Here is a 12,355-nt window from a genome sequence, read left to right as displayed (position 1 = left end):
ATCCCAGCTACTCAGTATACGAGGAATAGAACATGGCTAAATCGATTAAGATCCGCGCCAAAGAGAAAGGCGGTGTAACCACCGTAAAAGCCCTGATGACCCATCCAATGGAGACAGGTGTACGCAAGGATAAAAAGACCGGTAAAAAGATACCTGCCCACTTCATCCAAGAAGTTGTCTGTAAACATAAGGGCAATACCGTGATGACCGCCGAATGGAGTGGTGGCGTTTCCAAGAACCCCTACATTTCGTTTAAATTTACCGGCGGTGCCAAGGGCGACGAAATCGAGCTATCCTGGAGCGATAACCAAGGCGGCAGCGACAGCCTGACAAGCGCCATAAAATAAGTATCATCGGCAAAAAACCGCTGAGCGGTTGTCCACATCCGTTGTGGTGGCAACCTAAACAGAAAAAAGGACGCCTCAGTGCGTCCTTTTTTCTTACTTCTGTGATAGTGGTACAACCTACATTTTTTCTATTCCTTTTTTTTATTTGCAGCATCCTCTTCCAACAACTTGGCCCACTCATCTTCCAATGATCCCGCTTCCGTTTCGTTTATATCGGGCATAGTCTCTTCTGCGCCGGGGATTTCTATATCAATCTTCTCCAGATCATCGACCATGGATTCACCGGTTTCACTCTGTGTATCCGTTTGCATCGAGTCTTCAATCATCTCATCGGCGATCTCCATCACCTCATCGATGATCTCTGAAACCTCCTCATCCGCCTCTACGGCATCCTCATCCAAACTGGCGTTTTCTGTTGCATCGGTCGCTTCGGAAACCTGGCCCTCCGAATCGGCATTCTCTTCAAGATAGGAGGAGTGCTCCAGCTCTTCAGCACTCAAATCCGGAATATCCGGGCCGCTTGCAATGTCTGAGACCATATCATCCACTGGTGCATCATCCATCATGGATTCGGCTATCGAAGGTTCCACCGATTCCTGCTCGACATCCTCCTGTATGGCCTCTGCCGCACCAACATCAACATGTTCACTATCTTCCGTCTCTTCAGTAGACGGAGGTGCTGCTGCTTGACCGGTATCAGCACCACCCGCGAACATGGTTGAGTACTCATTCAACATTCTACCCATGGTATCCATGGTCACACGCAGTTCTTCAGACAATCGCTCGTTTTCTTCTTTAAGCTTGGTGATCTCTTCATTACTATCCGACGCCTGAGTAGAATTGGTCGCCGGTGCAGACACCTCGAGCCCCTGATAACCAAGAACAAGGTTTTCCACATCCACATCGATCTGTTGCAGATGCACCTGATCATCCTTCAGAAAGCCGTTTATGACGTTTTGATAGAGCAACATTTCTGTCTGCATCATATTGTGCAGAGTTTGTTGCAATTCGGTCTCTTTATACTGATAGCGATCCTGCAATAGTACTTTCAAACGTTGTTCGCGTTTTGCTTTGTCGGATTTCACACGCTCAGCCAAATGAGCTGCTGCTCTTCGTATTCGACCTTTCCGCAGCAGCGTGAATAAGACCAATATACCACTCAAAACCACCAAACCGATGAGTACTTCAGCGACAATCAGTGCGACCAGGGAACTGACTTCAATCATTGTCCTCTCCCTTGTCATCACTGACCTTTGTCACGTCCCCATCATCGACCAGACTGACTATGTTGCGCTGGTTGCGTCTATGTATCCACCAATACGCGCCACCACCGCCGATGATCAGTAGCAGATTAATAATGCCAAACCAGATTAACGCGGTACCCCATCCTCCCTCTTCTTCAGCTTCGGGCTCGGGTTCCGGTTCCGATTCAGGTTCAGGTTCTGGTTCAGGTTCCGGTTCCGGTTCCGGTTCCGGTTCAGATACAGGTTCGGGTTGCACAGGCGGCGGGGATTCCGGTTTGGCAACAACTACCGGTTCCGGTTGTTTCATACCCTCGACTTCCATCGGTGTGTCGAAATAGCTGATCGACTCCCCTGACAGGGCCGTCGCATTTGCCTTGATTGCTATCCGGCGCGGACCTGTGAAGCTCATGAGATCGATCTCGCCACTCCCCCCTTGACCGCCTGGAGAGATATTCAATGGCAGGCGGAATTGTTCACCCTCGGAATTCTCCATCCAGGCATCGATATGAAGCGATGCAGAATCGATCAATTCCACATCGGGTATAATCCTCACATCGAGCACACGGCCATCACTCCGTGTTGAGGCTTCCAGATTGACTGGCGGTACGACCTCATAAGTCATCCTTTTCTCTCGAACGAAGGTAGGGCCGCTTGCGTTCAGCACCAACTCCCCCACACCACTGCTGACTGACTCGCCACCAAAAGAGAGTGTGAACAGGCCATCATTGGCATGCTTGTCCGGTTCCTGACCATTATCCAACATGGGTCTTGCTTCGGAGATTGAGGTATCGTCCAGCTGCATGCCGGAGACATTGACCACCTCCAGAAATTCCCGTTTTCGAATCAACTTGCCGTGATCACTGAAATTTACGATTACAGGTAGTGACGTACCCTGTATCAACCTGTTGGGTAATTCGGTTGTCTGCATTTTCAGGTCAGTGACAATCATCACCCGGTTGTCGGGATCGACCTCTGCACGAATCTTCCACTCGCCCGCCTGAGGATCGGAGATAGTCAGCATGTCGTACCCCTGGTCCCGATGCCAACTGACTGCCGCGGGTGCATTATCGGCCCTGAACGCCTTGCCGTCGGGCGGCACCACCTCGGTTTCCTGTGCTCCAGGCTTGTGAAATACCAACAGGGTTGCTTCGGTAATCGACTCATCCACCTTAAATTTATTATCCTGCAAGGGTACGGCATCCGGTTTTCCGACCTTCTCGAAGATTCTGAGAAACACCTTTTGCAACTGCTCGGCGGTTTCGACCTGCTCATACCAGCCCCCCGTCTCGGCAGCCAAATTCTTCATCAGCACGTGATCGGCGTTCTTTGACAGTGCAATGGTATGAACCGTGGCGTTCAGATCGGCCAATCGAGGCAGGATACGCTCCAGGATGCGTCTTTTTGAAGCGGCATTTTTTGTCCTGTCCCTGGAGATATCCACCATTCCGTCGGTAAGCAGTATCACACTACGGCGGTAGGGACCGGGCGCACCACTCCAATCTTCAGTTGAGCGCTTCAGTGCATCCTCGATATTGGTGAACTGACCTGGTGAGCCGATCGACTCCGAGCTCTTGCGCGCCCGTTTTTTCCATGCTTTGTCGACCTGTCCCAGAGGGATTTGCATATTGACATACTGACCAAAGGTCCAGACACCCGCCCGGGTTTCGGACGATAAAAGACCGACCAGAAGACGTAACGCGGGACGTCTCAGGTTCTTTGGGTCATTCAGTTTCATGCTGCCGGAGACATCGATAAGAATACGCACATCCGCCTGCTCTTCCATTGCCTGCAGTTGGCCATGCCAGAGCGGCATCCACAGAAGCGCGATTAAAACCCAGGCCTTTCCTTTTTTCATTTCGAAGTCATCCTAGCCCTGTATCAAGAGTCAATATTCAGATATATAGTCAAATCCCCTTATTCGCTTATCGGCTGGAGTGGGTAGCTCTTTAATTCCCATTCAGAATGATCAACCCGGTGGTACAGGCAGAATCTCAACGGCTTTTGCGGTAGGGCGACTGCTTGCCGTCCGGTTGTATTTGGAAGCGTTTATAGGACCACTGGTATTGGGAGGGCAATTCACGGATGATCGATTCGATACCATGATTCAATGCGCTCGCAGCCACCACCGGATCAGCTTCCCTGATCCTCTCATCCGCCGGCAGATAATGAATGTGGTAGCCAGCACCGGCAGAAAGCCGCTCGGCATAGGCAAAAATCACTTTTGCGCCGGTCTTTCTGACTAATCGATTGGTCAGCAGCATGGTCAATGCCGGCACCCCAAAGAAAGGGGCGAACACAGCCCCTTTATCAGACCTGGGCTGTTGATCAGGCAGAATGCAAGTAACGCCACCCTCCAGCAGTGTCTGATAAATCTGTTTTACACCCGAGGTATCTGTCGGCACCAGTTTCGCCCCGCTGCGCTCCCTGGCCTGCTTGACTATAGTTTCGTAGGCACGGTTTCTGGGGGGACGATAGAGAGAAGTCACCTGTTCATGAGTCGGCAGTTCCAGTCCGATAATCTCCCAGTTACCCAGGTGTGGAAGAAGAACTATCAAACCCTGCCCTTCTTCTCTCACAAGCTGCTCTGAACCACTGACCTGTTTGATCATACCCAATACACGTTCAGTGGGCGTGAACCAAATTGCAGCCATTTCCATCAGTGTGGCGCCCATTTGTCTGATTGAGCGATCACGCAGCTGACCCAGATCCCTATCGGACTTTTCGGGAAAACAGAGACGAAGATTGACCTCCGTTGATCGTTTTTCCCGGTTCGGCAACCAGATATAAAAACGACCCAGGAGATGGCCGATTCGGTGCAGCCAGTTCAACGGCAGATAACCGGAAACTCGCCAGATCGGATATAGAGGGTGCTTTGACATGATGGAGGATTGTACACAAAAGTGTTAACCAGCCTGAATATCTAAATTTTACTAATCGATAACTTATGGCTACTCACCAGAGCGAATCCCATCAGTAATCATGGAAAAATATGATTATCCGCAAACAAACGCTAAATCAATGATATTGTAGTAAGCGTTTAACAAGTCAATTCCAAATTTATACAGAAACCCATAAAAACGCCCTTGACCGGGAGGGTTTGTGCTTCTCCAATCATGGTGATAATTTTTTTATAAAAAATTGACATGCAAGTACAGCCTGCCTTTAATCATAGTTTTTTACCCATCCGTTTCGGGAAAGTGCTATCAATATTCGGATATTCATATGGCTAAAGCGGATTGCTTTCATAGCCAAACCATCTACCATGTAGTGGTATGAATAATGACTGAACCGATAGGATTTTACTGATGAGTGATTCTCGACTCCACAACCTTACACCACAACAAGCATGGCAGATGATGCAAGACGATCCGCGTACCGTTCTAGTGGACATCAGGTCCAGCATGGAGTTTCTCTTTGTGGGACATCCTAAAGGGGCTGTTCACGTACCCTGGATTGACGAACCGGACTGGACGGTAAATCCCCACTTTGTCACCGATATTAGAAAACTCCTGCTAGGCGGCAGTATCTGTACCATTGACGAGGGTTGTGCACCCGTGATCCTCATCTGCCGCAGCGGCAAACGCTCCCTTGAAGCGGGCAAGGTGCTGCTTGAAGGAGGATTTATGCGCGTGTTTCATATCGATGAGGGATTTGAAGGTGATCTGGATGACGATCATCACCGCAGCACTCTGGGTGGTTGGCGATACCATGACTTACCCTGGGAACAGTGTTGAGTATTTTACATCCGCTTGATTACGGGGTGTTTTGTTCAGCAGTGAAAGATTGTTTCATACACATAGTCAGCTAATATGCCATCCAGTGTAGTGCCCTGTACCAGGGACTGTTAACACTAATCCTTAATACCGACGCCACGGGACAGCAATAGCAGACTGTACCCCGTCAATAGGACGATGAATCCCAGAATAATAATCATTGCCACCGATACATCGATATCCGTAACGCCAAGGATACCGAATCTGAATGTATTGACCATGTAGAGCACTGGATTGGCCAGTGATATCTGCTGCCATATTTCCGGAAGCAGCTCTATAGAGTAGAACACACCACCGAGATAGGTCAGTGGTGTCAACACAAAGGTCGGCACGATAGATATATCGTCAAAACTCTTCGCATAAACCGCATTGATAAAGCCAGCCAGGGCAAACAGAATGGAAGTAAGAACAAAAACCAATAACGTCAAACCGTAACTGTTGATTGTCAGATCCGTAAACAACAGCGATATGATCGTAACCAGGATACCCACCATAGTGCCACGCGCCACACCACCAACCACGTATCCGCCCAACACCACCCAGTGAGGTACGGGAGCAATCAACAACTCTTCAATATAGTGCTGTAATTTTGTACCAAAAAAGGATGAGACGACATTAGCATAAGAGTTCTGTATCACCGACATCAGGATTAGGCCAGGGACGATAAAATCGATATAGCGATAACCATCCATCTCACCAATCCGTTCACCGATCAGCTTTCCAAAAATGATAAAGTATAGGGTGGTGGTTATGGCAGGTGGCAGCAGTGTCTGTACCCATATTCGCATAAAGCGCAGCACTTCCTTGGTCACTATCGTCTGAAATGCGATTCGGTAGACTCGCCAGAGGTTCATACGGTGTCTTATCCCATATTGTTTGGTGTTTTCAGAGGCCCGATACTGCCACTGGTCACACCTGCTGTTGTTTGGAGCGGTCGACCAGGTCGACAAACATCTGTTCCAAACGGTTCTGTTTGTTGCGCATACTGACAACCTCGATACCCTGCTGCGTAAGCTGCCCGAACAACTGGTTCATGCTCTGTTCGCGTATCACCTCCACCTCCAGGGTTTCACGATCGATCAAAGTTGCACGATAGCCCGGCAGATCGGGCAGCCTGTCTATGGGTGATGCGAGATTGAGCAGAAAAATCTCGGTATGCAATTGACTCAGTAATCTCGACATACTGGTCTGTTCGACGATTCGTCCGTGATCAATAATAGCAATATTGCGGCACAGGCTTTCTGCCTCCTCCAGGTAGTGGGTCGTCAAAATAATGGTTGTCCCCTGCTGGTTGATATCACGCATAAAACGCCACATCGAACGGCGAATTTCGATATCAACACCGGCTGTCGGTTCATCCAAAATCAACAGTCTCGGCTTGTGTACCAAGGCCCTGGCAATCATCAATCGGCGTTTCATCCCGCCTGAAAGCCATCGAGACTGGGTGTTACGCTTTTCCCATAGACCCAATCTTTCCAATGACGCCTCGGCTCTTTGGTATGCCAGCTTACGTGGAATCCCGTAATACCCCGCCTGGTTAACCAGGATCTCCACCACCGGCTCCCACATATTGAAATTGAATTCCTGGGGTACCAGGCCGATCAGATACTTGGCTTGATCCTTCTCCTTATCCAGATCATAGCCATAGATCACGACTTCACCGGCACTTTTGTTTATCAGGGAGGCGATGATACTGATAGCGGTGGACTTACCGGCACCGTTCGGCCCCAACAGAGCAAAAAAATCTCCCTCATCAACCTTGAGATCGATTCCTTTGAGGGCCTCGAACCCATTGCGGTAGGTCTTGTGAAGTTTTTTTATAACAAGGGCAGACACAGTCTTTTTTGTCAGGCGATATCAGAGACTAGCCCAGACGAGTCTGTACATCCATCCACAATGCCTGGTAGGCACTGGCCGCAAAGCAGTTGGGGGAGAACGCCTGTACCGGCATTCGATGAATTCCCATCCTCTCCACGTCGCTGGCATAGGGGATCTGCGCCTTCAGCAGTTCACCTTGAGCGTCCGGGAAGTTCTCCATAATATCCAGATGCATCCGCTTACGTCGATCCACCATGGAAAAGAAGGGCATTAACTTCAATCCGGTGATACGGTGACCTTGTAAAAAATCGAGGAGCTGATCGTAAGTGCGCATTGAGAGCGTAGTCGGTATCAACGGTAACAGCAGTCCCTCTGCGGCGCGGAAAATATTCTCCGAAACAAGAGAAATACTCGGCGGACAGTCAAGAAAGACGTAGTCATAGGTCTTCGAGAGCGGGCGTAACAGTTTCAATAACTGCTTGGTGGGTTTCTTCGCGTCCTCCATTCGCAGATCCATATTGCGATAGGAGAAATCCGCAGGCAGCATATCGAGATTGTCGAAATCTGTCGCCTTGACCACGTCGTCCAGATCGAGCTTTCCCTTAACAAGCCTTTTACTGCCCTTAACCTTCGGTTGAATACGAAAATAGAAGGTCGCGGCTGCCTGGGGATCCAAGTCCCAAATCAGTGTTCGGTAACCCTGCCTTGCGGCAAGGTAGGAGAGATTGACGGCTGTCGCTGTTTTTCCGACCCCGCCCTTAATGTTATAGACCCCGATGATATGCATCATCTCACTCCAAACAACTGTTGAAAGGCGTTTTGATTCGATTCGCTGCTGAAATCGGTAAAGAGATCAACAAACTCGGCCCTCGCCCGTTCCTGTCTCTCCAACAGCTTGCCAACGAGTATGCCCATCGCCATCAGCGCACTCGCCGGTACACCCTCATTCAACATCTGTTCTCCGAATTTCTCCAATGAGTTGGCCTGTACCTCCAGATCCTGAAACTCGCCCAGATTGTCAAGTATCACCTTCAGTGCCTTGATCAACTCACGGATTGCAGGTTTGGGATAGAGACTTTGAAAGAACTCCATTAAGTAACGCAGCTTTTTACAATCCTTACGGAGTTCGTGAAGCAGCTCTGCGGGCGAATCATCCCCAATGTTCAAACCATCTTTGAGCACCCGTTTGTAGAGTTTTCCAATCCGTTTGTCCGCGAGTTTTGCCGTAGGACGCATCGCACTGGGTGCCTGATCACTCTCCCCTCCCGGGGACTGCAGCCAACTGCGCCAGGCTTTCAGGTTTTTTCTGAAATGGGGCGAGTTGATTTTCTTCACCAGCCCGGCCTGCGCCAGTTTATGATGCTGCTGCAGGAAAGCATGAAAAGGATCAAGATCCTTTTGAATCGTCTTTGGCAGGGAGGCGCGATAGTCCGGATAGTGCAGCAGATAGACATCCAGATCCCTCGTCTCGCCGGTAATTTGTCCAATCCAGCCAAAGGCCTGTTTGAAAGGCTCCAGCTGCTCCGGATCAAATACCCCTTTTATCTGGCTCATGGCAGAACGGGTACGTCGTGTGGCAACCCTCAAATCGTGCAGAAACTCACTGTCCAGATCTGCCCTGGTGCCATCGATATTGGCTTCCAGGGTATTCAGCAGGCTGAGCATGATCTGTCGAGCCGTCACATAGGCGGGCGCATCGGGATCGAGTCTGAAATTGAGCTTGGAGCTGTAATCACCCACTTTTCGCCCGACACCCAGCAGCGCATCCTCATACAGACTCTGTTCCGATGGCCGGAGTTTGAGTGATGCGAATTGTTGCTTGAGCTTGAGAAAGTCAGTCTCATAGCCTTTCAACGGCTGCAGCACGATCCGGCCATCCAAATCACCCTTCTTTTTACCCTTGACCGCACTGAACTGATTCTTCAGTAAAATAACCCTGACAACCGTCTTCTCTTCAGCATCCAAAATGCGTAAGGTGTATCGTTGTTGATTGATATTCACCATCGGCAACAATACACGCATCTCCAATACCGGCACCAGGCATTCCCGGACAGGACCCTGAGGAATATCCTGTACAAATCCGGGAGGTGATTCGATGGATTGGCAGGCAATTTGTTGATGACTTTTTCGATTCACCCAACACAGCCTGTCCATTTCCCCCCGTTCTTGGAGCAACTCGCCGCCTGCTTGCCAGACACGCCAGTCAAAACTATCAAAATAGGTCTGTCTCACCTTGACCGGGGAATCTACAGATAAACGATAGGTTTCAGAGAGAACCTTACGGAGCCCATCCAGATCGAGCTCGTCAGGTAGCATGTAGGTAAGTGGATGTTGTGCCATGGGACAACCTCAGATTTAACAAACCAAGAGAGTAACTGACCCGGCTGGATGTGACAATTACCAGTGTCAGAACTGTTCCCTATCCACCTTATCTATTACTGATCATCAACGGCTTCTGCCAGGCATTTGCTGACTATCTCATAGACATCTTTCGAAATCTCGGAATGAGACAGGACACGCTCGAATTGCGTGTGCATCAATGCCTGACGCTGATCGTCATAACGACGCCAGCGACTCATGATCCGCATCATCCTGGCTGCTATTTGCGGATTCAATCTATCAAGCGTGATGACCTGATCGGCCAGAAATTCGTAACCTGATCCGTCAATCCTGTGAAACGCACTGATATTCATACTGCAGAAGACACCGATGAGACTGCGAACCTTGTTCGGATTCCGCAGGGAAAAGGCTGCGTGGTTCATCAACGCCCGGACCCGTTGCAATGTCCCGGGCAGGCGGGAATTCGCCTGTACCGCAAACCACTTATCCATGACCAGCGGCTCATCAATCCATCGCTTCTCAAAGGTGGCTAGAGCGAGATCCCTCTCGGGGCAATCGGTATTCGCCAGACTGCTGAGCGCCGCCATCACGTCGGTCATGTTGTCTGCCTTCTCGAATTGTTCAAAGCAGAGCTTGTGGATCTCCGATTCATGCAATTGCATAAGATAGTCCAGGGCCAGATTTCTTAATCTTCGCCGGGCTATGGATACCGGATCAATATCGTATGGAGATTGAGACCCATTCTGCTGGTAGACCGCCAACAAGCGCCGGCGTAAGCGGCTGGCCAATGCATGCCTGAGCCATTCTCTGACATGATGGATCGCTTCTACATCGACAACCTCCATCTGGTCACCCAATGTGGATTCACCGGGAAGCTGCAATACTTCACTCAACAGCGCCTTATCCGCGGTCTCATTGCTTAGCGCGGCCTCAAAGGCCTTCACCAGACCTTCAGCCAGCTCCAGGGTCTTACCTGCTCGATAGTCAGCCACCAGATTCAACAGGGTTCTCTGTGCCAGTGCCTGGGAAGCATCCCATCGATTGAAAGGATCCGTGTCCCTGGCCATCAGAAACATCAACTCCTCATCTGTCGCAGGGTATCGCAGCTTCACCGGCGCCGAGAATCCCCTCAACAGGGAGGGTACAGGCTTTTCATCTAGGCCGACAAAGGTAAACTGCTGATCTGCTTCAGACAGTTCAAGCAGTCGCCGGGTACCTTGTGGTTCCGCCTCATTCTGCAACTGCAACTGCAGCTCTCTTCCCTCGTTGTTCAGCAGGGCAATTTCAAGCGGTATATGGAAGGGCTTTTTATTCTGCTGTCCCGGTGTATCCGGGCAGTGTTGGCGGAATCGGAGTCGATAGCTGCCCTGCTGTACTTTATACTCGGCTTCCACCTCGACCACCGGCGTACCCGACTGGCTGTACCAGAGACGAAACTGGCTCAGATCCCGGCCACTGGCATCCTCCATGCACCGAACAAAGTCATCGGTGGTGACGGCCTCACCGTCATGGCGCTGAAAATAGAGATCCGTTGCTTTTCTATAGAGGCCAGGCCCGAGAAGATTCGCTTGCATGCGCACCACCTCAGCCCCTTTCTCATAAACTGTCACAGTGTAGAAATTGTTGATCTCAATATAGCTGTCCGGACGCACCGGATGGGCCATCGGACCTGCATCTTCGGCGAACTGATGGTTGCGCAACAGGCGCACATCCTCTATTCGTTTGACCCCGCGTGATCCCATATCAGCGGAGAACTCCTGGTCACGGTAAACGGTCAGCCCCTCTTTCAGGCTGAGCTGAAACCAGTCGCGGCAGGTGATCCGGTTACCCGTCCAGTTATGGAAATATTCATGGGCGATGACCCCTTCGATACCCTGGTAGTCGTTATCCGTGGCGGTATCGGCGCGGGCCAGCACATATTTTGAATTGAATATATTGAGGCCCTTGTTCTCCATGGCACCCATGTTGAAATCGTTCACCGCCACGATCATATAGATATCCAGGTCATACTCACGTCCATATTGTGCTTCATCCCAGGCCATGGCCTTTTTCAATGAGCCCATGGCATGACCGCATTTATCGATGTTCTCGGGCTCCACGTAGATTCGCAGGTCGACCTCCCTGCCGGAACTGGTGGTATAGCAATCCTGCTGAAATTGTAATTTGCCGGCGACCATGGCAAACAGATAGCAGGGTTTGGGAAAGGGGTCATTCCAACTTACCTGGTGGCGGCCATCCTCCAGTTCCCGCTCATCGACACAATTCCCATTCGCAAGCATTACAGGGTAATCAGTTTGGCTGGCGATGATGGTGGTACTGAAGCGTGCCATCACATCCGGCCGATCGAGATAGTAGGTGATACGCCTGAAACCCTCGGCCTCACACTGAGTGCAATAGAGCCCGCCTGACCGATAGAGACCTTCGAGGTTGGTGTTTTGTTGTGGATAGATAGCAACCTGCGTGGTCAGGGTAAAACGCTCCGGCACATTGGGAACGATCAATGATCTCTCATCAACCTGATAGGCCTCCTTACCGAGTGGCTGGTCATCCAACTCAATTCTTTGCAGCTGCAACGCTTCACCATCCAGCTTCAACTCAGGTTTGATGGCTTCACTGGCCGGATTTTTTCGAATATGCAATCGACTTGTAACATGCGTTGACTCATCCTGCAGATTAATAACCAGCTCTACTTCATCAATGAGGTATTCCGGTGGACGGTAATCCTTTAAATTAATGGTTTTGGCATTTTTTGTTCGCATCGGTTGGTATCACCTATTCTGAGATCTGCAGGCCGGGAACAGAGAGTCGGTTCAGTAACTCAGGTCTGAATCCA

Annotated in this window: 10 protein-coding genes; 2 read left to right on the top strand and 8 right to left on the bottom strand. The window is 50.3% G+C overall.

Features of this window, described 5'->3' with window-relative positions; genetic code table 11:
* The first annotated feature begins 32 nt into the window (after nucleotides 1-32).
* Complete coding sequence (soxZ, locus tag AB8516_RS17725; protein WP_369162539.1) at nucleotides 33-347, top strand: thiosulfate oxidation carrier complex protein SoxZ; 315 nt, start codon at nucleotides 33-35, stop codon at nucleotides 345-347.
* A 128-nt stretch (nucleotides 348-475) separates the two neighbouring features.
* Here the strand turns inward: soxZ and AB8516_RS17720 are convergent, their stop codons facing one another.
* From AB8516_RS17720 to AB8516_RS17710, 3 genes are all read right to left on the bottom strand, one after another.
* On the bottom strand, nucleotides 476-1,573 hold the full coding sequence (locus AB8516_RS17720; RefSeq protein WP_369162538.1) for a hypothetical protein: 1,098 nt from the start codon (nucleotides 1,571-1,573) through the stop codon (nucleotides 476-478).
* Nucleotides 1,566-3,446 (bottom strand): VWA domain-containing protein, encoded by a 1,881-nt coding sequence (locus AB8516_RS17715; RefSeq protein WP_369162537.1) that lies wholly within the window; start codon nucleotides 3,444-3,446, stop codon nucleotides 1,566-1,568. Before AB8516_RS17715 ends, AB8516_RS17720 begins: the two co-directional genes overlap by 8 nt.
* A 136-nt stretch (nucleotides 3,447-3,582) precedes the next feature.
* Nucleotides 3,583-4,470: a lysophospholipid acyltransferase family protein gene (locus AB8516_RS17710; protein ID WP_369162536.1), complete on the bottom strand. Its 888-nt coding sequence runs from the start codon at nucleotides 4,468-4,470 to the stop codon at nucleotides 3,583-3,585.
* Between the two features lie 426 nt (nucleotides 4,471-4,896).
* Here AB8516_RS17710 and AB8516_RS17705 point away from each other — a divergent pair, with 426 nt between their 5' ends.
* On the top strand, nucleotides 4,897-5,325 hold the full coding sequence (locus AB8516_RS17705) for a rhodanese-like domain-containing protein (protein WP_369162535.1): 429 nt from the start codon (nucleotides 4,897-4,899) through the stop codon (nucleotides 5,323-5,325).
* 116 nt (nucleotides 5,326-5,441) lie between these two features.
* Here AB8516_RS17705 and AB8516_RS17700 read toward each other — a convergent pair whose 3' ends face one another.
* From AB8516_RS17700 to pepN, 5 genes are all read right to left on the bottom strand, one after another.
* Entirely contained in the window at nucleotides 5,442-6,218 is a 777-nt protein-coding gene (locus AB8516_RS17700) for an ABC transporter permease (RefSeq protein ID WP_369162534.1), read from the bottom strand.
* Nucleotides 6,219-6,273: 55 nt separating this feature from the next.
* The gene (locus AB8516_RS17695; RefSeq protein WP_108290466.1) at nucleotides 6,274-7,200 is read right to left on the bottom strand and encodes an ABC transporter ATP-binding protein; all 927 of its coding nucleotides are present in this window, start codon (nucleotides 7,198-7,200) and stop codon (nucleotides 6,274-6,276) included.
* A gap of 28 nt (nucleotides 7,201-7,228) precedes the next feature.
* Entirely contained in the window at nucleotides 7,229-7,972 is a 744-nt protein-coding gene (locus AB8516_RS17690; RefSeq protein ID WP_369162533.1) for a ParA family protein, read from the bottom strand.
* Nucleotides 7,969-9,522, bottom strand: a complete 1,554-nt coding sequence (locus tag AB8516_RS17685; protein WP_369162532.1) for a CHAD domain-containing protein — start codon at nucleotides 9,520-9,522, stop codon at nucleotides 7,969-7,971. Before AB8516_RS17685 ends, AB8516_RS17690 begins: the two co-directional genes overlap by 4 nt.
* A 95-nt stretch (nucleotides 9,523-9,617) precedes the next feature.
* Nucleotides 9,618-12,281 carry an aminopeptidase N gene (gene pepN / locus AB8516_RS17680; RefSeq protein ID WP_369162531.1) on the bottom strand — a complete coding sequence of 888 codons (2,664 nt, stop codon included), beginning with the start codon at nucleotides 12,279-12,281 and terminating at the stop codon, nucleotides 9,618-9,620.
* Between the last annotated feature and the right edge of the window lie 74 nt (nucleotides 12,282-12,355).

It is taken from the genome of Candidatus Thiodiazotropha sp. LNASS1 (assembly GCF_964212655.1).
In the GTDB taxonomy this organism is placed as follows: domain Bacteria; phylum Pseudomonadota; class Gammaproteobacteria; order Chromatiales; family Chromatiaceae; genus Thiodiazotropha.
The sequence above is the reverse complement of the archived record's forward strand: the minus strand, read 5'-3'. Positions and strand labels throughout refer to the sequence as shown.